This is a genomic window from Xanthocytophaga flava (genome assembly GCF_030068545.1).
GTDB classification, from domain to species: domain Bacteria; phylum Bacteroidota; class Bacteroidia; order Cytophagales; family 172606-1; genus Xanthocytophaga; species Xanthocytophaga flava.
In genome coordinates this window covers 54654-80932 of the sequence record NZ_JASJOR010000033.1, presented here as the reverse complement: position 1 = coordinate 80932, position 26279 = coordinate 54654, and the positions used below count along the sequence as shown (strand labels likewise).

The following is a 26279-nucleotide window of genomic DNA, read 5'->3' as shown; positions in this document are numbered from 1 at the left end:
TAGAGAAATTATGGAGTTGCAGAGCTTTTAGCATCTTTTAATTGTATGCCATACTTACAAAGTTCATTGTAAATGGCATAATAATACGTAAGCATGTCTTTTTCAGTAAGTGTGGTATTCGTAAATAGTATTACTGCTACTTTTTTTGAAAGATCTGAAAGCATCTCTGTTTTTACACCTGGATCTGTTCCACTATGTCCGATTTTAGTACCACTTTGTTTAGTAGCCCAGAAAATTCCGGAATTCAGTTTGGAGGGATTTATATTTTCCGGTTTATTGGAATCGGTGAACTGATATCTTTGCATCTCTTCAACAGATTCTTTTTTCAAAATCCGCTTTCCTTTGTATTCGCCATCACTGAGTAAAGCAATAAAAAATCTTGATAGCTCCGAAACAGAAGTGCGTACCCCACCATCCGGATAGGTTGTGCACCCATACAACGGAATAGTCTTAAGGGTATCCCCTTGTTTATCGTATAATCTTGAGTGATTCTCCAACTTAACCTCTGACAAAAACCAGCCTGTATTGTCCATCTTTAATGGCTTGAAAATATATTGTCGGCTATACTCATTTAACTTCTTACCTGTTACAATCTCAACAATGTAGCCAGCTAATCCGGCAGCGATATTTGAATACTCCCGGTATGAACCGGGTTTCTTATTCAGAAAGTTGTCCATAGTATAACGTTTTCCGGTAGGGTCAAAATAACTTCTCAGAAACTCACCCAAAGGTTCAGGAGAATCCCCTCCATAATGGTAGGTACTGTCATATACAGATTCCCTATCCATAATAGAAGATGTATGAGTTGCCAGATTCCTCAATGTTATCTTTTCATCCGGAAAAAAGGGATTGATAACTTTAAAAGGAAGATATGTATTTATGTCTTCGTCAAGAGATAACTTTTTGTCTTCAACAGCTTTTAGCAAACAAACACCTGTAAAGGTTTTGCTTATAGAAGCAATATTCATAATCGTATTAGGCGTAAAAGGCACCTTATTATCTTTATCTGCATAGCCATAGCCTTTCATCCATATCAGCTTTTTATCTATGATAATCGCAGCACTAAGCCCAACAATTCCTGATTCACCCATTTTATTCTTAATGATAGTATCGATAGGGTTTATATCAGTCCCGTTATTTTTTACATGCTGGCTAACAGCTATCTGACAGTAGAAGATAATAATAAATGTGAAGACACTGCATAGAAGTTTCATAGTTTATATATTTCTTGTGGTTTACATTATTGCTACAAAACTACGATAGGAACTTTGCATTTTCTGGGTAAATAACGCTATGAGTATGCACAAAACAAGTAAGTTTACCATCAAAAAAGGGTAAATTATGCAAGACCTGGATGAATTTGACAAAAAGATACTCAATCAGCTTCAGCAAAATAACAGAGTCACAGCGGAAGAATTGGGTCATATAGTGAATCTTAGCACTAGTGCTGTACAAAGACGATTAAAAAGGCTGCGAGAGGATAAGATTATAGAAGCAGACATATCAATCATTTCACCGTCTGTAGTAGATAGTTTTATTACTTGTGTAGTGGATGTTACCTTGTATTTAGGCAATTCCAGTGTAATTGATAGTTTCAAAGAATTAATGTCTGAATGCAAGCTGGTAAGACACTGTTATTATGTCACAGGGGCTTATGATTTTGTCATTATAGTAAATACCAAAGATATGAAGGAATATGAACTATTTTCTAAAACATATCTGATGGACAACCCGAATGTAAAACAGTTTTATACGCATGTGGTCATGGACAAAGTAAAGGCAGAGTTTGGGGTAATTATTTAAATCTTTAGCCAACTACTAAAGTATGTAAACAAAAGAGGTTCGAATAAACATCCGAACCTCTTTTGTATTTATTTATATGCTCGTATTACTAACAATACAATGAACCATCAACTGTTTACTTCCTGCAAGTCGGCTATTTGTGAAGCAACTATCTCTTCTTTTTGAACTCTAATCAACACAATTGAAAAAGAAACCCCAACAAGAGCCATTACCATACCAACCAGTACAGGAGTATTATACCCTAATCCAGCAGCAATTGGTAATCCTCCCAAATATGCACCCAATGCGTTGCCAATGTTAAAGGCGGCCTGAGTAACAGCAGCACCCAACATCTCTGCCCCTTTGGATGTATGGATCATTAAGATTTGTATAGGAGCTGCCAAAGCTATTGATAATGCTCCTGCTATAAAAGTTAAGACCAGAGAAATCCATTGGATCTCAGAGAAAAAGTAAATAGCCACTAAGGTTGTAGCCATAGCTACCAGCAAACCCGCACAAGCTTTTACTGGATGAAATCTATCTGCGAGTTTCCCACCAATGACATTCCCAACAACCATTCCAAAGCCTGCCAGAATCATGATCCAGGATACACTATCTTCAGAGAAATGTGAAATCTTAGTCATAAGAGGGGCAATGTAGCTTATCCATGTAAAAAGGCCTCCGGTACCAATAGCTGTTATCAGAATAACAAGCCAGGCTTCACGACTTTTAAACAACTGTAATTCGGAACGGGTATCTCCTGTCCGTGAGACAGGAAGTTCCGGAAGCCAATATTTAATAAATAAAATGGTAACTAATCCAATAAAAGAGACCAATCCAAAGGTATAGCGCCAGGATAAATTGTGCCCTATCCAGGTACCTATGGGTACAACGGCCAGGTTTGCAATGGTCAAACCGGCAAACATCATAGCGATGGCCTGAGCCTGTTTGCCTTTGTCGGCCAAACGACTAGCTACCACAGCTCCTACTCCAAAAAAAGCACCATGTGGCAAACCAGCAAAAAAACGACTTACCAGCAAAGCTATATGTCCAGGTGCAAAAGCAGAAAACGCATTGAATACGGTGAAAATAAGCATCAATGAAAGCAATATTTTCTTTGGAGGTTGATTGCTAGTCATCATAACCAACAAAGGAGCACCCACTACCACTCCCAGTGCGTAAGAAGATATCAGGTGGCCTGCAACAGGTATACTAATATCCAGATCAGTGGCAACATCAGGCAAAAGCCCCATCATGACAAACTCGGTAGTTCCAATACCGAGCCCTCCAAGTAAAAGAGGGAATAAACTTTTTTTCATTTGATCTTAATTATAACAAAACTGCTACTAGCCTAGCAAAACCAGTAGCAGATAATGTATGGTTTGAATATTTCAAATAATGGCGCTTTGCACTTACAAAGTAAATTATACTTTTCCTTAGTACTGAAAGATTGAGAGCAAATTATTGGATGTCAGCAACTAACAATTAAGTTAGGGTCTGTAAGTATATCTTTCAATCCTTATTAAGGGAACAGGACACTTGAGATTAGAGTTCAGTTATTTGAGACATTTTATCAGATTATTTATACACTTCGTTGCATAAAAGTAATCTAGATGCTCTCCAGATTTAAAAAATACAATTTATACTCACATAATTTATACGTTTCCGGTTAAGTACTCACTAATAATTTCTAACAAATGAGGACGTGTGGCGCTAACAGGTGTAAAGCACTCCCGGTATTTACTTGGAGCGTACTCCCCTTCTGGCTCCGAACTATATTTCCAGACTTCACCTTTAAAGTCTCCATTTAGTATCAAGTATTTACCATCCCCCAGAGTCAGGCATCCATTCAGATAGGCATTCCAGGATTTTAACCGGAACAGTTCTTCATAACTGGCATCTGATGAGAATAGAGGCACTTTGCGATAAAGGCGAAATTTATCTTCTTCTTTTATATGGGTAGGATTTTGTAAAGCTGGTATTTCAGACATGGCATCCTTAGTATTTGATATCTACTATTTTTCCATAAGATAGATGGACAAATGTAGTTTTACAAACAAGAGTATTACTTGAAATAACTCTTCTAAAAGTTGTTAAGTAATTTCCTTGCAGAAATGTACATAAGCAGTTCAGAGACTTGTCTGCCTGAACAACTTGTACTAAATGTAAACTTTATTCATGCGCTGAATTCACGGCAGTTGTTTACTTGCGGTGAATTCCGATCACTTTTTGTTTTTGCGGTGAGTTATGCGCAGTTGAAAAAATGATCGAAACTCCGATCAAAATAGAAAGTGATTGGAGTTATGATCAAAGACGAAACTGCTGTGAATTAAACGCCATTTGTTCATTGAGCGGACAGACTGCCCAGTCTTGGCTAAAAAAGTTTTGCGGTGAATTATACGCAGACAAGAATTTTTGCAAAGATAGGTGAATTCTTTTTGAGAAAATTCGGGATAACTTGTGGCTATATATTCTACCAACAATCGCATCAATTAAAGACGTTACACTCTAGCTAATTTCCAAAATACTATTGGAAATTAGTAGACTGGTATTAAAAGAAAGAGAGGCGATAGATATCATCGCCTCTCTGAAAACATTTAGAGTATTTTACAATACTTTCCTGACTACTTTATTCGGACTGCTTTGGATTTAAACATCCCCATCAGAGAACCCGCCAGGTTATCATTATCTACCTTTTCAAAGCTTACATTGACATCATAACCGGAAGTACTAAAATACACCACTATCTTATCGGCTGACTCTTCTATTTTGTCTAATGGCACTGGCTTTCCATCTGCATTTTTGGGAGTAATATTACCAGTTAGCTTTCCATCTTTTCGAACGAGATCCATTATCATAGAGGCATCTCCATTAGGAGTTCCTATAAAGGTAGCCTCCCACTGTCCTACAAAGAAATCCGTACTGGTTTTGTCTGTAGCTTTCGCAGGCACGGCAGCCTCTTCAGCACTCCCCTGTTCTCCTGCCAGTTTAAACTCCAATCCCATAACAACCATCATTGACTGTCCTCCGGATTTAGGATTTATAAATACAACATAGATATCCTGAGGCGTATTTATAGATGCATCCAACTTGATTGGAAGGTGTAGAACTGTTGGATTAAAATCCATTTTGTCTGTCGCTTCCAGAAACTGTGACTCACTAATAAGTTTTCCAGTTGGACTGCCAATACGCAACTCAGCTTTTCCACCTGCAGCATTCAATTGAGGTTTTGGCGCAACAGCGAATATCTGTAATTCAGACAAACCATTCAGATCAATTTGTTTCATTACCATATACGCACCAGACTTGGCAGGAATAGCCAGGTTGTTTCCCCCGTAAGCCATTTTATTGACATTCTCATACTGATCAAATCCATGGGCATCCACCCTGGAATTCCGCAATATAAAAGACTGTTCGGATTTCAGTGAAGGCTGTCCATTTGCTCCCTGATCTTCATAAGCAGCACGTACAATATATACACCTTTTCCTTTGTCAGCAGGAGGTAGTTTTGCTACATAGGAACCTTTCACCGGTAAAGTTTTTTCTTTGGAAGTCTCGTTGGAAAGGCTTAAAATGTATTTCACCATCTCCGAAGCATCACCCGTAGACAGTTGTGGGTGACCTGCCATTGCGGTCTCACCCCAAACTCCACTTCCTCCGGAGATTACTTTCTTTGTCAGCTTCTCTAAGGCCGTTTTATCATCTTTGTATTTAAGAGAAACCGCTTTATACGTTGGTCCGATTGATTTTTTATCCTTGCTGTGGCAAGCCATACAGTCACTGGCATCGATAAGTTTTTTACCAGAGGCAAAGAGAGCGCTGGCGTCAGCAGAGCGGTGTCCCTGTGCAATGGCTATTTTATCATATCCTTCAGGAAGATAATCGATGGTTACGGCAACCTGTGAAGGGTCTATTCCCTTTTCGAGGGTTCCATCTTCTTTATCTTTTACTTTAATCTCATAAGGGAATGGCTTATTGGCAGTATAAAATGAGGTATTGCTTTTAGGCATTTCCAGACTCAACACAGGCGGTTCATTACCCACTGTGATTTCCATTGACTGCGTGCTTACTCCTCCTTTGCCGTCATTCACTGTAAGTGTAGCTTTGTAGCTACCCATCTTGGTAAGAGTCAAACTGGCATTAGGCGTAGTAATGAGCTTTGTGAAGCCGTCTTTGGAAGTCACTTTCCAGGAATAGGTCAATAGATCTCCATCAGCATCAGATGTGCCTTTGGAAGAAAGCTTTAGATTAAATGGTGCAGCACCACCCATCTGATTGGCAACCATTTGAATCTGAGGTTTACGGTTTCCACCATTGTACTCTATCCGGATCAAACGGGCATCGTCATTAGCAGTGAACCAGCCACTACCGTATTCAAGCATATATAAGTCTCCATTTTCTGCAAATTCCATATCCATTGGATTAGAAAATTTATAGCTGGGCATAAAACGCTCCATAGAGACAAGGTCTCCATTCTTGTCCATAGTGACAGCCATAATCCAGCCTCTCATCCATTCATATTCAAGAAATTTGCCATCATAATATTTTGGAAAGGCATGAGGAGCATTTTTAAAATCTTCGGAATAAAACACCGGGCCGGCCATCGCATTTCTACCCCCACTACCTACCAGCGGAAACTCTTTGGATTCACCATAAGGATACCAAACAAAAGCTTTCTGAGCAGGAGGCAATACCTTTAATCCGGTATTATTTGGTGAATTGTTGGTAGGTGCGGCAGAGTCCCATTTCTCCAAGGATTTGTTGTTTACAAAATCATATTTGAAATAGGCTTTGTTATCTCCTACAAAATGTGGCCACCCGTAATTTCCTGCTTTGCGTGCCTGTCCTACTTCATCATGCCCGGCAGGTCCTCTGGTCGAATCACCATTGGCCGCATCCGGACCCACCTCTCCCCAGTAAAGGAACCCAGTATGCTGATCAACAGAAATGCGGAATGGGTTCCGATGTCCCATTGTATAGATCTCCGGACGGGTTTGTGCAGTGCCTTTGGCAAAAAGGTTACCTTCCGGAATAGTATAACTGCCATCTGGCTGAGGCTTAATGCGAATGATTTTGCCCCGCAGGTCATTGGTATTTGCTGATGATTTTTGTGCATCCCAGGCGCTTCTCCCTTCGCGTTCATCACTTGGGCTAAATCCATTGGAACCATGTGGATTTGTGTTATCACCTGTAGATAAATATAGGTTTCCTGCCTTATCCCAGGCAATAGATCCTCCTGTATGACAACATTCTTCCCGTTGGGTAGGCACTTCCAATAACACCTTTTTCGTTTCCATTGCCAGTTCGTTCCCACGCATTTCATACCGGGTCAAAATATTTTTAGAGGCTTCAGGTGTGGAATAGTATAGATAAATCCAATGGTTTTGAGCAAAGTTGGGATCTTTGTTTAGCCCCAGCAAGCCGTCTTCTGCTACAGATTCTTTTCCTTCCTTGCTTACATATTTGGTACTAACAGGAATGGTCGCAATGGTTTTAAGTTCTTTTGTCTTGTTGTTGTAAAGTCGGACTTCACCTTTACGTTGAATAAATAGGATACGATCCTTATCTAATAGTGTAAGCTCCATAGGTTCGTCCAGTTTCTCTGCCAAGACTACTTTTGTAAAACGATTCTCTTCCGGACGAGATTTGGTAAAGTCTAATGGTTTGGGTGCATCACCCCCAGTAGTATAATAAATACCTGCCCAAAGATGATTCAAAAAGAGAGGCTCAGAGAAAGTTTCATCCGTATGTCCCATTGCCGTATAAAATGAACGCCCTCCATCAAACTCCTGATACCAGCTCATTGGGTGGTCATTTCCATTCTTACCACCGATATAACTCTTTTCATCAATCTTCAACACAACATTGATCTTTGGTGAGATATTTTTAAAGCTATAAAACTCATCACTTCGCTCGAATGTATCAGGCATACCTTGCGTAGCCCAGTGATTTTTTTTGACTACACTAAATTTCCCTTTCTGTACATTACTTGGAGTCATCGGATGGTCTAAGAAGTAGGCTCCTGCCAATTGTCCATACCAGGGCCAGTCATATTCGGTATCTGTAGCCGCATGAATACCCACATAACCACCTCCAGCCTGAATGTATCTTTCAAATGCACTTTGCTGTTCGGCATTCAAAATATCTCCTGTGGTATTAAGAAAAATAACCGTATTGTACTTTTTGAGATTACGCTCTGAAAATTGAGTGGCATCTTCGGTAAAACTCACACCAAAGCCTTTTTCTTTCGCCATTTTTGCTAGTGCTGCTTTTCCAGCGTCTATTGACTGGTGCCGAAAAGCAGTTGTTTTACTAAACACAAGCACATTCAGTGTAGTTGCTGGCCTAAAAGAAGAGAGAATCAGAAACCATATACCTATTAGTATAGGGCTAAACAGGAGATATTTTGCTTTCATGAAGGATAGGGGTTTAACAGGTGTATAGCAAAAGTAATCAATCAAAATATTATTGTCTAAAAATTAGACAATAATATTTTTACAATTCTATATTTGTAAGATTATATTTTACATTTACTCTAGAGATATACGTTATACATCTCTGACTTTGACAGATTGAATAGCGAGATTTTATGAGAAGCAGATTTGTATGACAATAGAAACACATTCTACAGGCTTTTGACCAGATAGCCACAGGAAATAAATATATTTGAAGTTTGATCTTATACCACCATACTATAGTATGCAGTTTCTCAATGGACAGGATTACATTCAACAAGTTTCAATTGATTGTGTTATTTTTGGTTATCAGAAAAAACAACTCAAAGTGTTAGTGCCTAAACTAGCCTTAAAGGGAGATTTTTCATCTTTACCTGGTGGATTTATTCTGCAAAATGAAAGTATAGACCAGGCTGCGCGACGAATTCTGCAGGCACGCACAGGCCTTAAAGATATTTACCTGGAACAATTTCGTGTCTTTGGAGATCTGGGTAGAAACAACATGCCATTCTTTGAGCAAATTGTTGGGTTAAATCAGGAGCAACAAGGGGCAGAATCATTTAACCGAAAGGAACTGGAATGGATTACACGAAGGTTTATCTCCATTGGGTATTATGCACTGGTTGACATTCATCAGGTAGTTCCACAGAAAAGTGAGATTGACCAATCCATTGAATGGTATACTATCAACGAATTGCCATCTCTGATTATGGATCATAATCAGATTGTTGACAACGCCCTCCAATCTTTACGCCTTAGTCTGGATCAGAAATTGATCGGGTTCACACTTCTTCCTGAAATCTTTACTATGAAAGATTTACAGGAGCTTTATGAAACCATTTATGACAAACCTTTTGCCCGCAATAATTTTCAAAAGAAGATGCTGGAACTTGATGTACTGGACCGCTTGGAAAAGAAGTTCACAGGAGCTGCTAACAAAGCACCTTATCTGTATCGTTTTCGGAAATAGCAAAGAAAGGGTCTAAAACATTGAAAAAAAATCTACTAATGTACCTTAGCAGCAAAGGCAGGAAGAGTTCGTAACAAACTTATTGTTTCTTCTGGCACAACAGGCTTTTGGAATAACGTTGTAGCACCACCAATGACCAGTTGATAGGCAGCTTCCATAGAAGCATTATTTGAAAACCCCACTACCGGAATCAACCGGTAGGCTTCTATCTTTCTCAGATCTTTTAAGATTTGCAAACCATCTTTACCGGGAAGATGAATATCAAGTAGCAATACAGAAACGGGTATACCCTCACTAAGAAAAAGTAATAATTCTTTTTCGTCTTCTACAAAATAATAATACCATTGAGGAAAATGACGGTCAAGCAAGCGGGAAAGCAGAAACCGTTCATCCGGGTTATCTTCAAGAATCAACAATGAGAAAACATTTTCCATAGCTAATTACAACGAAATAGACAGACAACCTGTCAGAAAACGCAAAAACAAGTATATAATTAAACAGATAGTAGAATGTAAGGGTTTATTATCTGCAAAACAGAATAATCCTTTGCTATTTAATAGAACTTACTTTATGGTATGACCTACCCATAATCCATCAACCGTCTGATAGAAAAACAGGGAATCTTTTCTGTGATTCACCTTTCCATTGTGATCTTTCACTTTTCCCTCCCAATATATCAACCAGGCATCTCCGTTTTCGCCTATCGCCTTTTTTTGTTTTGTAACAGTATAAGATACTACTGTTTTTTCTTCTGTTGCCAGTTGTTGTGCTATTGCGCCCTCTATGGATTGCTCTGGAATTCCTTTAGTACAACAAGTTAGTACAAAGATTGATAAAAGTAGAACTATATATGTTAATCTTTGATTCATAAAAAGGAAAAAATGTAAACAAAACTGATACAAATAAAACAATAACTTTTACTAAACGAATTTGACTTTACTTAAGTAAATGTGAGTAGCCGAGTTGCCCAACTAACTTAAAAAAAATATCAGATTGATTTTTGAAATCTTTTTTCTGGCTTTGATGATTATGTTGTGTTGCATTTGAATAAACAATAACTGATAACACCTACCTTCTGGAACTACACTTTTAGTGCTTCATCTAATTTGTTTAAACAAGAATAAGTAAATTTGGCGATTTAGTGGAATTGCATCAAGTCTTCTGATAACGTGTTATTGAATAATTCTGTCAGCTCTAAAGCTTAGTTTAGTGAATTAAGTTAATCCAACTTTAAACAATTTTTGTCTTTGCCACAAATACATCAAAACTTTTATCCTCGGTAACAAGTCTGATACTTTTTTTTATTTAAACCACAGATAGGCTATTTGAATAATTCATACTTGAAAACAACAGTATTGAATTCAGTTTCTACTCACCTCCAAAAAATGTATCCTTTTGTATAGGCAAATCACCAACAACATTCTTCGGTTAGCAAAAGAGTAAGTTCAGATGTATTATTAGTATTCAACCTGTTTATTTCTATAAACCAATAACACCTAAAAATAAATCGTACTAAAGCCTTTATACCGCAAAATTCCTCAAAATAAGATCTATCAGTCATGAATAACCAGAAATAGAACTATTACTAACCAATTCTTACGCAAGTAGTAGAAACAGCAATTCATATAAGCTTTTCAAGCAATAAAACCTGCTTCTTTGTAGTTGTATTGAAATTTTCCATTGATGTCCGCAAGCATTTTTTGCCCATTTGAAACGCTTACCAGAACGGTAAAGAGTATTATATTTTGCTGCCTGGCATGTAGTTTTTTTACGATTGGAAACATCGTAAAATCTCAGACCCCAGATCCGCTTTCACAGAACTCAAATCCATCATCACCTGAGAATTATCGAAAAGCTGTTGAGACTTTTGCCAGGCTAGATCAATCCAACAATTTCACAGAGTCGCTCTCCTATGCTGATATGAATACATTGCCAATGGGTATTAAACAAACCATTAGCAATATCCAGGTAACCATTGCAGTCAGTGATATCCGTTGGGAAACTAACTATAGTGAACTCACTCTATTTGCAAAGGTCAAAATACCTCAGGAATCGAAGCCTTTATTCTTTGGAGCACAGGGAATAAAGCTCTCTCATAATGGAGATATTATTGGTGATGCTTCTCTGGTTTTGATGGGAGATATTTCTATACCTATCAATGGCAGTACGGCTGCTCTTACATTGAAAGGTGGCTTTGATATCCAGACAGGAAGAGCAAAAGAACTTACCTATGTATCAGTAGATTGCCAGGGATTTAAGGAGATGGGTATTTCTGCAGATGTTGAATTTCCGGAAAGCATACTGACACCTGTAAATGAAAAAGGAGAACCCATCTCAGGACGTGTAAAAGGATCTTTCAAAACAGTTGTAAAGGATTGGAATGATCTTTTGGTTGGTATTTCTCTACCTCCTTTCGAAATCAAAGGATTAAACGACTTTACCTTTATGTTAGGTGAGGCTATATTTGATTTCAGTGACCTCCGCAATGATCCTTCTATTGTGTATCCACAGGGATATGAACTCAATTACATGATTCCGGGTAATCCCACATTATGGCGAGGAATTTTTGTTCGTGATTTAGTTGTCACCCTTCCTAAACAATTTTCGAAGAGAGGCAAAGAACGAGTTTCGTTTGGAGCCAAAAATATGCTGATTGATAATAATGGTATCAGTGGCACTTTTGCAGCTACTAATATTCTGCCTCTTAAAGAAGGAAGTGCGTCAGGCTGGCAGTTCTCTGTTGATAGATTTTCTCTTGCTCTGGAAGCTAATCGCTTAACAGAGGCAGGGTTTTCTGGTATGATAGGCCTGCCTGTCTCTGAAAATTCAACATTAGGATATGATGCCATTATTACAGCTGATAATGAGTATTTACTAAAAGTTAAACCAGTCAGCGGATTCAAGTTTGATGTTTTCAAAGCAGAGGCACAACTGCTTCCCAATTCCTATGTAGCCTTACAAGTAGTAGATGGAAAGTTTAAACCAGAAGCCATGCTTCATGGCAGTCTGAATCTGGCCGCCCGTCTGGATGGAGGAAACCCACAAGACTCATCAGGAAAAAAAGTTGCTGATTTTAAGGGCATTGAATTTCGCAGTCTCCATTTAAAAACAGATGCACCCCGGTTTACTGCTGAGTATTTCGGATACAAGGGGGAGTTAAAGATGATGAACTTCCCAATTTCCGTTGATCGGATTGGACTAAGGGTAAGCGAAAAAGAGGTAGCACTTGGTTTTGATATTAAGCTTACATTAAGTGATAATATGTTTGCTGGCAGTACACGTCTCGAACTGATAGGAGCAATGAATGAAAAGCAGGAAGGAAATGAGGCACAGTCGACTCAGCAATGGAAGTATAAGAAACTGAATATTAGCAATATTGCCATTAACGCAAAAGTGGCTGAAACCTTCAATCTTAAGGCAGAACTTAGTATTTTAAGAGACGATCCTACCTATGGAGATGGCTTTGCCGGTAATGTAGAACTAACATTTGATAAGGTATTAAAAGGTTGTAACATCAATGCCCGGGCCATGTTTGGTCGCAAAGATTTCAGATACTGGTTTGTGGATGGAAGGGTTAAGTTTGGTTCAGGTATACCTGTATTTCCACCTTTAAATCTAAACGGATTCGGTGGTGGGGTCTCTTACCGAATGAAACGTGATGGTGCTGATCTGCTGTCCTCCCCTACAGGTTGTAAATATGTTCCGGATGAAAATTCTGGTATTGGAGCGAAAGCGGCTGTGTTGTTTAATGTCGCCAACGACGCGGCCATTAATGGTGAAGCTTCATTTGAAATTGCGTTCAACAAGTCGGGTGGTATCAACTTTATTGGTTTCTATGGATTTGCCAAATTTGTAGGAAAAATACCCGGTGTTGAAAACATAGAAAACTTTGTTGGTGACAAATTTAAGAAAGTGGCTGAACTGGAGAAAAAATTTGTTGGGGATAACACGGCTCTAGCCAAGTCGCTCGAAACATTGAAGCAATATGAACCCAATAAAGCAGCAACAAATGTATTTCAACCTTCGGAAACTCCAGGTCAGGCAGGATTCTCAGCTGCAATGGGTATTCAGTATGATTTTACTCAAAGTTCTCTCCATGCTACCTTTGATTTATATGTAAACGCAGCAGGAGGCATTATCCGGGGTACCGCTTCCGGTAACCGCGCCGGTTGGGCTGTACTGCATATTGACCCTAAAGAATGGTATGTACACATGGGTACACCTACTGACCGTTTAGGACTCAAAATGGGTATTGGAGGTATTAGCGTAGAGACAGGTTCTTACCTGATGCTGGGATCTCGTATCCCAGGTTCGCCACCTCCTCCAAAAGAAGTAGCTGATATTCTAGGCGTAGATATGGCGGAACTGGATTACATGCGAGACCTGAATGCATTAGGAGATGGCAAAGGGTTTGCGTTTGGGTCCAGCTTAAAAGTAGCAACAGGCGATCTTTCGTTTCTGATTCTATATGCTAATTTTCAGGCTGGACTAGGCTTCGACATTATGTTGAAAGACTACCAGGATATGCAATGTCAGGGACGTAGCGGTAAGATCGGCATTGACGGTTGGTATGCAAACGGCCAATCATATGTGTACCTGCAGGGAGAACTGGGTGTAAAAGTAAACTTATGGTTCCTGAAAACAAAAATACCGATTATCAAGGGATCTGCAGCGGCGTTAATGCAGGCTAAGTTGCCTAATCCTACTTTTGTAAAAGGGTATTTAGGGGTACAGTTCGATCTACTAGGGGGACTGGTGAGAGGAAAATGTCGTTTTAAAATTACGCTTGGCGAAGAATGCGAACTGGTAGTCCCAGGAGGAAGTCCGCTGGACATGCGCATGATCAGTGATCTGACACCTAAAAATAATTCTGACGCAGTAGATGTGTTTGCTGCACCTCAGGCAGCCTTCAATATGAGAGTGGGTGTTCCTTTTGATGTGGAAGATGACCAGGGCCCCAAAACCTACCGGATTCAACTTACTTCGTTTACAGTGCAGGATGCAGGACAAGCCATAAACGGAAAGCTTTTATGGACTGATAATAAAGATGGGGTTTCTTTCCTTTCTCATGAAGTATTACCTCCAAATAAACCTCTGAAAGCGGTTGTCAAAGTAGGCTTTGAACAATTACAGAATGGTCGCTGGGTGGTTGTATATACCTCAGGCCAGAAGGCAGAAGAGACGATGGAAGTAGCCTTTAAAACAGGAACTGCTCCTACAGCGATTCCTTTGCAAAACGTAGAGTTCGCGTATCCTGTGATAGATCAGAAATTCTTTCTGAAAGATGAATCGAAAGGTGGAATTGTACAATTAAAGCGTGGACAAAGCTACCTCTTCTCACCAGATTATAAACATGAAATTCATGTCACAAAGTCTGATGGAACTAAACAAACTGTTGCTTTTACCTATAACCCAGGTAACAATCAGCTTACCTATCAGATGCCTGAACTAGTCACACAGCAAGCTTATTCGGTGAGTGTAGTGACCCTGGCGAAAGAAGGAAGCGGACAGACAACAGAGTCAGTAGATCAGCGTCAGGCTATTGGAGGTGCTACTGATGATATTACAGTCGCCAATGCCCAGGCAAACAATGTAATACGTAGCGATATCGGACAAAGTCTCCTGGACTATTCATTTGCGACAAGCCGATATACGACCTTTTCCCAGAAGATGGAAGGCAATCCTCAAAAGGCGTCTACCTGGGAACGAGTGTCTTCAACGGTTATCAACCTCGCATACGAATTAACGGTTACAGAGCCATTTGAACCCATAGAGCTTAGAGGAAGTGAGTATACAGCAGGAAGACCTTTGATAGAAGGAGCTTCAACACTAACAGATACTTATTATCAGAGTATAATGTATCCATTACTGTATAAGAATTATCCACTGGCAGGAATAGTCACTCTAACACATCGAGATCCTTCTATGTACGGAGTACCTCCTGCAAAAGCAATAGATCTGTTGGCCAGATATCTCACTGAAGTAGAAAATGATAAGTATACAGGCTATGCCAGCAGATATTTTCCATATACCTATGCCCTGTTCCAGGTCTATCAGAGAGACTTCTATGATCTACAAAACCAATTGGTAAACCGCTACATCAACACCAATGGGCTTTCTCAGTTTTCCAATATCGTAAATGGGGTATGTCCTTCATTTACGCAGGGCACATACACGGTAAAATTTCAGTATATCTTACCTGATGGTACAAAAGGAACATCAGCCAATTTTGACTATATAAATAATCTTAAGTAGGTCTGATCAATGTACTCCCTGAACGAACCACCTGACTGTTTTAGGGAGTGCAAAACAGACAGTTACGCTTTTATAATACCAGCAGTGATGAACAGATTTCAGTTAAAATATTTCCTGTATATGCTTATAACCCTGGCTGGCTGCTTTTCTGCCCTGGCTCAGGATAGCTTACAGGTTAGTGTCCGGGCCAATGTAAAGAAAGACGCTATTCAGTTGAGATGGGCAGTCAATTCTCCATTAGCATGGAAACAGACCAATCGTGCCGGATTTCGGATCGAACGGTATACGGTAGTTCGGAATGGACAGATTTTACCACAAGCCGAGAAAACATTGCTTACACCAGAGCCAGTAAAGCCACAGCCGCTGGATAAATGGCAGACCCTTGCTACTCAGAATAACTATGCAGCTATTATTGCTCAGGCACTGTATGGGCAAAACTTTCAGCTTTCCGGAGATGATGCCAGAGGAGTAATGAAGATGATGTCTATGGCTCAGGAGTTAGAGCAAAGGTATCTGGTATCTATGTATGCAGCGGACCTATCGTATCCCGCAGCTGTACTGGCAGGCTGGGGGTGGGAAGATAAAACGGTAAAATCCAATGAGCGGTATTTGTATCGGATCATTCCTGTAATTACCGGAAAGATGAAACCTGTTCAGATGGGGTCAGTATATGTGGGGCTAACTGATTACCAGCCGTTACCACAGCCCCAGGATCTGGCCACCGTATTTGGCAATAAAAATGTAATACTAGCCTGGAACTACAAGATACTCGGACATGTGTACAACTCTTACTTTATTGAGAAATCTACAGATGGTAAAACATTCTCACGCCTTTCCAATACTCCCTTTGCCAATATGAACGGTAAGGATGGAAAACCCAATGACCGGATGTATTATATGGATACCCTTACCAATAATAGCCTAACCACTTATTACCGGATCATTGGAGTGACCACTTTTAGTGAAGAAGGTCCGGCTTCTATAGTTGTAAGTGGAGAAGGCAAAAATACAGTGGCTTATGTGCCACATATCCAGCGGGCCGTACCTAATCTCCAGGGAGGAGTAGACATTAACTGGGAATTTGATGAACGTGGGAATGAACATATTCAAAGATTTGAATTACAGTATGCCGATAACAACAAAGGACCTTTTGTACCAGTACTGACCAATATTACACCCAGTATCCGAAATCTTACCTACAATCAGTTGAATGTTACCAACTATTTTGTAATTGCGGCTATACCCACAGAAGGAGAACCCATTCTTTCATTCCCAGTCCTGGTCCAGCCTATAGATTCTATACCACCTGCCAGTCCGATAGGATTACAAGGAACTGTAGATAGCCTTGGCGTGGTTCGTTTGTCGTGGACACCTAATCAGGAAAAAGATCTGCTGGGCTATCGGATTTATCGGGGCCAAACCAAAGAAGAAGAATTAATACCACTGACAGATGTAGCCATTCGGGACAATCACTTTACAGATACACTTCAGGTACGTAACCTGAATAGCAAAGTATACTATGCCATTACAGCTGTAGACAAACGTTACAACCAATCAGAGAAATCGGCAGTATCAGCACTTCAAAAACCAGATATAGTACCTCCTTCTCCTCCTATCATTACCAGTTATAAACTTACCGACAAAGGTGTACAACTGGAGTGGGTCACTGGTCAGGAAGAGAATATTGCGACCCTACAGCTCTATCGACAAGAAAAAGGTTCAAAAGAAAATACACTCATCTATACAGTCACTGACACAAATGTGCAAAGCTATACCGATGAGACCGCCGAAATGGATCGGTTGTATGGTTACACTATCAAAGCGGTTACAAAAAATGGGCTGTCGTCAGAGCCTTCACCAATCATAACTATACGAGCCCGTGGTCAGGCTTCACAAATGGGTAAGATCACAAGTTTTACAGGAAAACGAAATAGAAAAGACCAAAGTATACTCTTAAGCTGGAAACATGATGTAAAGGAGGCCAAAGCATTTGAGCTGTATAAGGGAGAGGCAGGAAAAGGGCTTTCATTATGGAAAGTGACCAAATCCTTTGAAACGCAGATACAGGATATAGATGTGAAGCCAGATGTGCAGTATGAGTATGTGATCCGAACTGTTCTTGCCAGTGGAAAGACAGGCGCTGTAGCAAAAGTAAATGTACAAAATTGATTTTCTGATCAGGTAATATACTTAAAAATGAGACGAATTGTTTTGTGGGCATTGGCCTTTGTCTGGGTTACTGCTCTGTATGCTCAGGATGTGGAAACAGGTGAGTATGCAATGGATTTTACGATCAAGATTTGGGGAAGCAACTATGACGACAGATGTACTAACCGATTTGATATATATACAACCTATAATAACGGAAGTGCGGCTACAAGCCCTATCTGGATGGAGAATGTACTTCCCTTAACTAGTCCCTACAGAACTATCTTCAAATCCATTCCAGTAGCGGCAAATAAAAGATTAACCACACTCCGCATCTATGGAGAACGACAATGGCATAATGCGTTTAATTGTAAAGGAGTATCAGGTAATAGTTCTAATGCTATTTCGTATACGGCATGTTATCGAAGAACCTTTACCAATATAATTCCTGAATGGAACAGTGAGTTAGAGCTTTATATTCATCCAAAGGCTATCAATCTGTACTATTTTGATCGGATAGGGCAAAAGCAAACCTATGGAGACAAACTATTGCTACCCCAAGCCCATCGCATCCAGATAAAGGCTACACAGGGGTTTCCAGATGCTGTATATGGATGGCAGTATCAGATTGGAAATGGCACATGGCAGAACTTTCCTGCAAACCTATACTCCAATAACATATTAACCTTTTCAGGAAATGATCTGCCAGCTATTGATTTCGTGAATGATGTATTGTTGCAGTCAAAAAACGTAAAAGTGCGGATTGATTATGGATGTGGGAATTATTCAACGGCAATGACATTGATTCCTTTATTGTCGGCTCCTGAAATTGTCTCGGTAGAATCTACCCCTCCCTCTTGTTCTTATACAACAGACGGAAAGCTGACAGTTGTCTTTAACAGAAGCCTTTATGCCAATGAGACTATCACATTTTCACTGGATGGCATGCAGAGAGGGCCTCTCAATATTGATCAGTTATCTGCAGATAATAAAGTAACTATACAGGATCTGGAATCATTGACAGATCAGCGATTAACCCTTAACGGAAGCTTTAATGGCAGACCTACCTATGCAGAAGATCCGATAGTACATACAAAGTTGGTTACAGTTCCTGTCCGTAAACCCATTACTTTTACCGCCACAGAGGCTGCTGCCCATTGTTTTAGCGGGGAAGATGGCGTTATTGCGATAACTGCTCTGGGAGGAACAGGAAACTATACTGCATTTCTGCTTCAGAATGGCCAGGTTATCCAAACGATTACTCTTACAGAATCTTTCGGAAACAGCTTTTATCAGTTGAAGGCAGGTACTTATACTATCAAAGTTCAGGATAGCAATGGATGTGATCCACAAAATGGAAGCGGACAGGTAATTATGTATGAACGTACGATTGCGGAGCCGGCAGAGAGAGTAGCAATAACCGTTGAAGAAAATGTGGAGCCGCTAGGGTATGGATTGAAAAACGGTCATATAACGATTCGGGCACAAGGAGGTACCATGCCTTATACTTTCTACTGGACTGATTCAGATGGAAACCCATTAACAGCCGATGCTACACAAACTGAAGGCAATAGTCAGGTCAGCACTTTATCCAATCTAGGTAAAGGAACCTATTATGTGCGTGTTCAGGATACCAATTATGCATTGGCTTCCCCACAAACGGAAACGAACCAGAGTGGTTGCTATCAGACAGTAACTATCCAGGTTGATGAACCACCTTTATTAAAAGTAAGCATTACAGAGCAGCACTTTGTGTCCTGTAATGGATACTCAGATGGAGAGTTGGTTGCACAGGCTACAGGCGGAAGGCCTTATGCAAGCAATCAGACACATTATCCTTATCAGTATGAGTGGTTTGTAGTTGACAATAATTCACTAACTGCTTTTGGAGAATCTGATAGTATGGCATTAGAACGCCCAACCGCAGTATATCGGGTAAGGGTGACAGATCGAAATGGCATTATCGCCTGGTCATCAGATTTTCATCTGGTACAGCCGGATGTACTGAAAATAAACTTTACCGCCTCTGAGTTACTTTGTAATGGAGATGCGAATGGTATTGCTACCGCTATTCCCCAGGGTGGAACTCCCCCTTATCGCTATGCCTGGAGTACAGAGCAAACTACAAGTACTATAAAAGATCTTACTGATGGATGGTATTCTGTTGTAGTTACCGACTCACGGGGTTGTACGGCCATAGGCCAAACACAGATAACAGTTCCTGATGGACTGAAAGTGGACGCATCTGTGGTACAACCCACCTGTTTCAGTGACCACAATGGCTCTATCTCTTTAATGGTAACAGGTGGCAAAGTTCCCTATCAATATCAGTGGAAACATGGAGTACAAACCGCATCTGCTCAGAATCTGGGTCAGGGTGAGTATGAAGTAAAGGTGACAGATGCCAATGGCTGCTTTCTGATAAAAAGTTACTCTCTGTTGCAACCAGATCTGTTACCAGTTAAACTAGGACCTGATCGGGTATTATGTAAAGATCAGATCCTCGAACTCAATGGTACAATTAATGATCCGAATGCCCGCTATCAATGGATGAAAGATGGAGTATCCTTTGCGAACACGGCCACGGTTCAGTTGATAGCAGCAGGCACCTATACACTGATCGTAACAGACAGCAAAGGATGTACGAATGAAGATACCATAAAAATTAGCCGGGATGATACTGAAATTGCAGCTGATTTTGTTGTTGCCACCAGAGTACCTAAAGGAGAACGGGTACACATTTCCAATATCAGCTATCCCGCTCCTGACCGCATTGAGTGGATTGTTCCTTCAGGCACAGAAATACTGGACCAACAGCAGCCCTATCTGGAAATACAGTTTGATCAGTTTGGCGAATACCAGATTGGTCTACGCAGTTTTAAGGGCGCCTGTGAGAAGATTGTCTACAAGACCGTGCGTGCTGTGGATAAAAGTGAGCTGACAGATTACCAGACACCTGATGAACCTTATATCAAGCAGTTTATGGTAAGCCCCAATCCGAGTAACGGAAAGTTTACCGCCACTGTAGAACTTAAGGAAAAGGCCGATTTTACATTGGTTCTCTATTCCAGCCAGGGTCAGGTTATTGCACAAAAAGATATCCGAAATCAATCTTTCAGTGAAACGGTGTTTGAAGAAACTCCTGCTATCCAAACAGGTATATACCTGTTACAACTGGTTACACCACAGGCACTGGCAACATTTAAAATAATTAGTAAATAAACAGATGCGTAAGGCTTTTTATCATTACAGGCTTTTTATTTTCCTGTTGTTTCAGTGTGTGATCCCTGTAGTGGCGCAAACTACCTATCCAGTACAGGTAAACACACACCTGTTACCGCCTCATAGTCTGTATCTGAGTGATTATTATAGTGGTACACGTGAAAAACTGACCGTTACACTAGTCAACCGCGATCAGTTGAAGCCTACGCTCACAGTTCGCCTGCGCATGACGATCACCGCTGCCGGAGGTCTGCGTATCCAAACCAATGAGCAGGCTTTTATACAGCCACTTATAGTGGAGTCAGGTTCCCCTGTTCGCCTTACACTTGATGACCTGGCTCCCTATTTTCAGCCACAGAATTTGATTACCCAGGGCTATCTGACAGATGGAAAGCTCCCGGAAGGAATGGTTGAGTTCTGTTTTCAGGCCATAGAAGCCTATACCAATCAACCTCTGTCTGTATCTACGTGTGCACGTGCATTTATTACCAGTCAGAAGCCTCCCCTACTGAGTTTACCTCAGAACAATGAAAGTATTGCCTTCCGTGATCCATTGAATATGATGTTTCAATGGACACCGCGCCATCAGGGACTAACCTATGTGGAGTATGAGTTTATCCTGAAGGAACTATGGGACAATGGTATGACGCCCCAGGCTGCCTTCCCTTATTCTCCAGAAATCCACCGGGAAACCGTTCGGGGTACATCATTGCTCTACAATGCTCTGCTGCCTCCCCTACTACCAGGTAAAAGATATGCTTGGTGTGTACGTGCCCAGGCACGTGAAGGAATAGATGCTGTCAACCTGTTTCAGAATGATGGATATAGTGAGGTTCGCACCTTTCTCCTACAGGATAATTGTGCACCACCAGCTGTGATAACGGCAACAGCCGAACGCAAACGACTAAATCTGGAGTGGAATACGGCTCCGGAATACATTGGATTTACAGTAAGCTACCGCATTAAGCGTGAAAATAATCCTTCAGAATGGAAGGAGCAGACTTCTGTTGAACCGCGTATTACGCTGTATGGATTGGAAAATGGTGGGACATATGAATATCGCGTAGCTAGTTCCTGTATGGCGGGACAGCCAGTGTATGGTCCTGTAATGACTATTGCATTGCCTCAGGCAGATAGTTCCCGTCTGGCCCAGTGTGGTATTATGCCAGCTGTGAATCTGAGTAATCAGCAACCAATCAAAGAATTGAAGACAGGAGAGGTCATTATGGCCAATGACTTCCCGGTAACACTTACCCGTGTATCGGGTGGCGGAGGTGTCTTCAGTGGTGAAGGATGGACTATCATTCCGTGGCTCAATGATGCAAAAATTGCGGTAACCTTTACCAGTATTACAGTTAATACCGACCGACAGATGACCAATGGGTACATTGAAGCCCGGTATGACAAAAATGAAGGCCAAATCGCCAATATCGATGATGTGTTTGAAGGTGGGTTTGATGTTGGTACTGTGAAAACCGGTCTCAGCCAGATTGACTACACATTTGACTTTTCGATTCCGGGTGTTGAGGCATTTAGCCTGAACGATGAAGGCGAACTGGTCGTGACCGATGCCAGTGGAGAGCCACATACGGTTATGAGTGCAGACAAAGAAGGACAGGGCAATGAAGGCAATAAGGTGGTAGTGTTTCCGATGACCGTTAAAGACAAGGACGGAAATGTGTATCAGGTGGAAAAAGTGACCGAGACTGATGCGAGCGGAAAAGAGTCAACTGTAGCCAAAGCCACGTATGTTGGCAAAGCCGGAGCAGCTCTGGCTGATGGGAGCTTCGATCCTACCCAATTAAATGGAGACAAAGCCATTGTTACCTTCAATAAGGGAAAAGGGTATTATGCCTTTGATACCTGGCTGGAGTATTACGATAAAGTAGCATTGATTCGTGAGAAATACCAAAAGCTCTATACCAACTATTATGTTCCCTGGAAATTAGTACCTGTTACTAAAAGTGATGTAGTCAGTGCCACGATTGAAATCAAGGACAAAACTATTGATCCAACCAAAGTTATCTTTAAAACCCCTACCGGTACCGAGTTTAAATCAGAATATGACCCATCTACCAAAACCTATACCATACAGGTTGTAGGTGGTCCGTCCGGGGATGCCCAGGAACTTTATGCATTATATGCAACTGCCAATAATAAATACTGGACATTAGGCAAGTTAAGCATTGTCAGTTACAACCTTCAGACCCATAAAGTGGTGCTGGTTCCTGTCAACGGTACCCGTATTGATGAGCAGGGAATCAAACAGGCGCTAGACAGTACCTATGGACCTGTTGGTGTTACCTGGCATGTGGAAGTAGATAAAGACTATTTGTATACAGGCGTAGAACGGCTCATGTCAGGTAGTACAGGATTGTCGACTTACAATGACGACATGAAGGCGCTGAATAATCAATACAAGCAGGATCGGGCGGATGAATTTGATCCAGCCGCCAGTTATCTGTTTTTCCTCAAAGCCACTGGAGCCGAGAAAATCAATCAGCGGGAAGCAGTTGGGTTTATGCCCAGAGGTGCTCAGTTTGGTTATCTGTTTACCTCTGAAATTGAAAACAAGGTAGAGCCGCAAACCGTTGCCCATGAGCTTGGACACGGGCGATGGAAGCTATATCACACCTTTGACAAACACTATGGAGGCTATGAGCAGGAGCAGACCCAAAATGTGATGGACTATGCCAATGGTATGCACCTGGCCAAGTGGCAGTGGGACATTATGAATGATCCGGCTATGGTCGTCTCTGCCTTTGAAAAAGATGAGAAAAGTGCCATTGCCACAGCCGAAAAAGGGATACCTCTACCAGAAGATTACACCTTTCTGAGTGCAAGTGGCTATGCAATTACCTTACCCAAAGGAGCTACTATACTTCACCTTTGTGATGATGGCAATTATCTTGAACATACACAGTTCCTCAAGCGGTTTCGTGTGGGCACCAGGATCTATGCACTTAAGGCAGCCTGGAACAGTGGGGGTATGTATGGTTTCAAAGGATATGTAGATGAAGCCAATCCGCGTGTCTATTATGGCCAAAGTCAGGAGCAAGCCAAAATTCAGAAGAACAATGTGCAGGAGGTTTATGTGATCACCCAGTCAAGACCAGACAAAGGTTTGATTGAGTTAACACTGCAAAAAGGAAAACTTGCCCAGCCTCTGCCTACTCTTGCCTATCATGCTGATAAGGACGGCAAGTATGAGAAACAGGTAGAAGTGAAAGAACTTACACTAACAGGAAAGCTATATGTAACGCCATCCTGTGGGCAGTCTAAGGATAATTCCCAGAATGTGGCTGGTTCACAGGCCAAACCGCAACCTAAACCACAATCTGAGGTAAGTGAACTCGATCAGTTTATGAAAGGACTGACCGAATCACTTGGTAAAAAACTTCAGAAATATCCGAACACGGCCTATACCTTCACCGACTGTAATGGCAAAAACAAACATACCGTTACTGCAGATGGAACGCAGAATACACAGGGTAAGAATGTAATCACTATTCAGTTATGTAATGGCAAGCTGACGCTGAAAGATTTTGGCTATGGCAAAAAATTACAGGAAAATCCAAAGCTGGGAGATGTTTCTCAGCAACAACTGGAAGAAGAGGTCAGAAAGCGTCTGGAGAAGGAGTTACAGCAAGCTCAGAATCAAAACAAAGGCACTGGATCGCCTGCAGGGAGTCTAAAAGGAGAAAAGTTTGAGAAAACGGTTGAAACTGGTGAGCAGATGAAGATTGATAAGTCAGACCTGTGGGGATTTCTGCCGGAAGTAGTTGAACTGGGTGAGAACCTGTACGAAGAGGCTGCTCTGCCTAAAAAATACTGGCATGAGACGGAAGCTGGCTTTACCGAATCACCGATTCGTGTACCAGCTATGGCAGCTGGTGTGACCGATGGGGTGGTTGATGAAGTAACTGAAAAGCTGCAGTTTATTCAGTTTGGCCTTGATATAGCCACCGACAAGGATGTCATCTCCAACACCTGGAACAAGGTAAAACAAATAAGGTGGGAAGACGCAAAAGCAATGGCCGAGTCATTGCCTGGACAGCTCACAGGCTATGACAATTACAAGCAAGGGGGTAGTGTGGCCTGGCATCAGGGTGGACAACATGTGGTGGTGGTAGCCAGTCTGCTTTGGGGTGGTCCAACCACGCTTGCCAACTTCCGAAAAGCGGATGATCTGGCAGGCGATCAGTTAGGCAAAAAGTTCAGAGAAGGCGGAAAACTACCCGATTCTAAACCCAAGCCTGGATCAGACCCCAATCACACACCGGGAGGCAGTAATCCTACAGGTAGTGGACAAGGCACGAATACGACTACCCAAAATCCACCTGCCAACACTCCGGCTACTACACCCAATCCAACGCCAAACCCGAATCCTAATCCTACACCTGTTCTTCCCATTGTGGGTCTTCAGCCTCGCAATGGCAACTGTCAGGTGTGTACTAGCCGTTCAAAAGATATTTGTGAGCTCTATGAACAGGTCAAAGACAAAGCCATACTGGCACAGATGCTCCCAGCTAAGGCTGAAGAAGCGGTTAATAAACTCTGTGCTACTATTACTCTTTCCGATGATGTCTTACGGGAAATGGCTGGCCTGCTGCTTTCTGTTTCCTATAGTAATACAGAAGTAAAAGTCTTCTTACAGGATGTTAATGGTTACTTTGCAGATAATAGCGAAGCATTGAGCAAAAACATTTCTAAATTGGATGCAGATCTTCTCAGAGCCTGGAAAAAACTGTATGGATCGGATTTTAGAAAAAATTATGAATATTTGCGTACCATTAAGGAAGTATCTCAGTATACAATCACTGTGAATGGGACAACGAATGTAAGTGTGAGAGATGCCAGTGGTAAGTTATGGGCTACTTTACTGGATAATAAGCGTATTGAAGCTGTTGGGGGAACTGGAATAACAACGGCTAGCGGTCAACGCAATCAGATTCTGAATATAATCGAACTGATTCATGGAGCTACCTATCTTGTCAGTAACTATGTAATCTATACCATTGACCAGTATGGAAGAGTGAGTATGATCGAAGCTAACCTGCAAAGATTACCCCCTCCTAAATCTAATTATCCAAGAGATGAGAGGTTACAAGGGTTAGGCAATAGTTCATCTCATAGAGATGGAAAAACTGGAGACAACGGTGGTCATATGATCGGAGCACGCTTTAATGGACCTGTCGAACTGATTAACTATCATGCTCAAGATGGACCAACGAACAGAAATGGTGCTTGGAAACGAATGGAAGATGAATGGGATCAAGTGCTGACAAATACAACTAATCCCAGATCTGTTCAGGTTCAAATTACAGCTGATTTTAGTAGTACATCTAAAAGGCCTTATCAGTTTAGAGTTGAGTACTTCTACAATGGAGTTCGGGCATCCATACAACCAAATGGAGATTTATTTAAAACTATTGATAATCCATAAG

Annotated in this window: 12 protein-coding genes; 6 read left to right on the top strand and 6 right to left on the bottom strand. The window is 41.2% G+C overall.

The genetic code is table 11. The features are described from left to right. Window positions 1-8 precede the first annotated feature (8 nt). On the bottom strand, window positions 9-1214 hold the full coding sequence (locus QNI15_RS32180) for a serine hydrolase domain-containing protein (protein ID WP_314035883.1): 1206 nt from the start codon (window positions 1212-1214) through the stop codon (window positions 9-11). Between the two features lie 127 nt (window positions 1215-1341). Between QNI15_RS32180 and QNI15_RS32175 the strand changes: the two genes are divergently transcribed. Continuing rightward, window positions 1342-1803 (top strand): Lrp/AsnC family transcriptional regulator, encoded by a 462-nt coding sequence (locus tag QNI15_RS32175; RefSeq protein ID WP_314035881.1) that lies wholly within the window; start codon window positions 1342-1344, stop codon window positions 1801-1803. 107 nt (window positions 1804-1910) lie between these two features. Here the strand turns inward: QNI15_RS32175 and QNI15_RS32170 are convergent, their stop codons facing one another. The 3 genes from QNI15_RS32170 to QNI15_RS32160 all read right to left on the bottom strand — a co-directional run bounded on the left by QNI15_RS32170 (window position 1911) and on the right by QNI15_RS32160 (window position 8198). Then, window positions 1911-3101 carry an MFS transporter gene (locus QNI15_RS32170; protein ID WP_314002642.1) on the bottom strand — a complete coding sequence of 397 codons (1191 nt, stop codon included), beginning with the start codon at window positions 3099-3101 and terminating at the stop codon, window positions 1911-1913. Window positions 3102-3437: 336 nt separating this feature from the next. Further along, window positions 3438-3773 (bottom strand): hypothetical protein, encoded by a 336-nt coding sequence (locus QNI15_RS32165; protein WP_314002644.1) that lies wholly within the window; start codon window positions 3771-3773, stop codon window positions 3438-3440. Window positions 3774-4406: 633 nt separating this feature from the next. After that, window positions 4407-8198 (bottom strand): ThuA domain-containing protein, encoded by a 3792-nt coding sequence (locus QNI15_RS32160; protein ID WP_314035879.1) that lies wholly within the window; start codon window positions 8196-8198, stop codon window positions 4407-4409. A gap of 283 nt (window positions 8199-8481) precedes the next feature. Here QNI15_RS32160 and QNI15_RS32155 point away from each other — a divergent pair, with 283 nt between their 5' ends. Next, complete coding sequence (locus QNI15_RS32155; RefSeq protein ID WP_314035877.1) at window positions 8482-9207, top strand: NUDIX hydrolase; 726 nt, start codon at window positions 8482-8484, stop codon at window positions 9205-9207. 35 nt (window positions 9208-9242) lie between these two features. On the opposite strand, the gene QNI15_RS32150 is transcribed toward QNI15_RS32155, so the two are convergent. Next, a complete protein-coding gene (locus tag QNI15_RS32150; protein ID WP_313989729.1) occupies window positions 9243-9641 on the bottom strand; it encodes a response regulator in 399 nt (132 codons plus the stop codon). A gap of 129 nt (window positions 9642-9770) precedes the next feature. Next, window positions 9771-10076, bottom strand: a complete 306-nt coding sequence (locus QNI15_RS32145) for a hypothetical protein (protein WP_314002649.1) — start codon at window positions 10074-10076, stop codon at window positions 9771-9773. An 814-nt stretch (window positions 10077-10890) separates the two neighbouring features. On the opposite strand from QNI15_RS32145, the gene QNI15_RS32140 reads away from it, so the two are divergent. The 4 genes from QNI15_RS32140 to QNI15_RS32125 all read left to right on the top strand — a co-directional run bounded on the left by QNI15_RS32140 (window position 10891) and on the right by QNI15_RS32125 (window position 26278). After that, a complete protein-coding gene (locus QNI15_RS32140; protein WP_314035875.1) occupies window positions 10891-15462 on the top strand; it encodes a hypothetical protein in 4572 nt (1523 codons plus the stop codon). Between the two features lie 120 nt (window positions 15463-15582). Next, complete coding sequence (locus QNI15_RS32135) at window positions 15583-17631, top strand: fibronectin type III domain-containing protein (protein WP_314035873.1); 2049 nt, start codon at window positions 15583-15585, stop codon at window positions 17629-17631. 27 nt (window positions 17632-17658) lie between these two features. Then, the gene (locus tag QNI15_RS32130) at window positions 17659-20832 is read left to right on the top strand and encodes a T9SS type A sorting domain-containing protein (RefSeq protein WP_314035871.1); all 3174 of its coding nucleotides are present in this window, start codon (window positions 17659-17661) and stop codon (window positions 20830-20832) included. A 4-nt stretch (window positions 20833-20836) separates the two neighbouring features. After that, window positions 20837-26278, top strand: a complete 5442-nt coding sequence (locus QNI15_RS32125; RefSeq protein ID WP_314035869.1) for a DNA/RNA non-specific endonuclease — start codon at window positions 20837-20839, stop codon at window positions 26276-26278. Window position 26279 lies beyond the last annotated feature (1 nt).

Bases quoted from the DNA above. Each gene is read 5' to 3' on its own strand.
- QNI15_RS32125 (WP_314035869.1), top strand. From the start codon at position 20,837: ATGCGTAAGGCTTTTTATCATTACAGGCTTTTTATTTTCCTGTTGTTT.
- QNI15_RS32160 (WP_314035879.1), bottom strand. From the start codon at position 8,198: ATGAAAGCAAAATATCTCCTGTTTAGCCCTATACTAATAGGTATATGG.
- QNI15_RS32155 (WP_314035877.1), top strand. From the start codon at position 8,482: ATGCAGTTTCTCAATGGACAGGATTACATTCAACAAGTTTCAATTGAT.
- QNI15_RS32165 (WP_314002644.1), bottom strand. From the start codon at position 3,773: ATGTCTGAAATACCAGCTTTACAAAATCCTACCCATATAAAAGAAGAA.
- QNI15_RS32180 (WP_314035883.1), bottom strand. From the start codon at position 1,214: ATGAAACTTCTATGCAGTGTCTTCACATTTATTATTATCTTCTACTGT.
- QNI15_RS32140 (WP_314035875.1), top strand. From the start codon at position 10,891: ATGTCCGCAAGCATTTTTTGCCCATTTGAAACGCTTACCAGAACGGTA.
- QNI15_RS32145 (WP_314002649.1), bottom strand. From the start codon at position 10,076: ATGAATCAAAGATTAACATATATAGTTCTACTTTTATCAATCTTTGTA.
- QNI15_RS32130 (WP_314035871.1), top strand. From the start codon at position 17,659: ATGAGACGAATTGTTTTGTGGGCATTGGCCTTTGTCTGGGTTACTGCT.
- QNI15_RS32175 (WP_314035881.1), top strand. From the start codon at position 1,342: ATGCAAGACCTGGATGAATTTGACAAAAAGATACTCAATCAGCTTCAG.
- QNI15_RS32170 (WP_314002642.1), bottom strand. From the start codon at position 3,101: ATGAAAAAAAGTTTATTCCCTCTTTTACTTGGAGGGCTCGGTATTGGA.
- QNI15_RS32135 (WP_314035873.1), top strand. From the start codon at position 15,583: ATGCTTATAACCCTGGCTGGCTGCTTTTCTGCCCTGGCTCAGGATAGC.
- QNI15_RS32150 (WP_313989729.1), bottom strand. From the start codon at position 9,641: ATGGAAAATGTTTTCTCATTGTTGATTCTTGAAGATAACCCGGATGAA.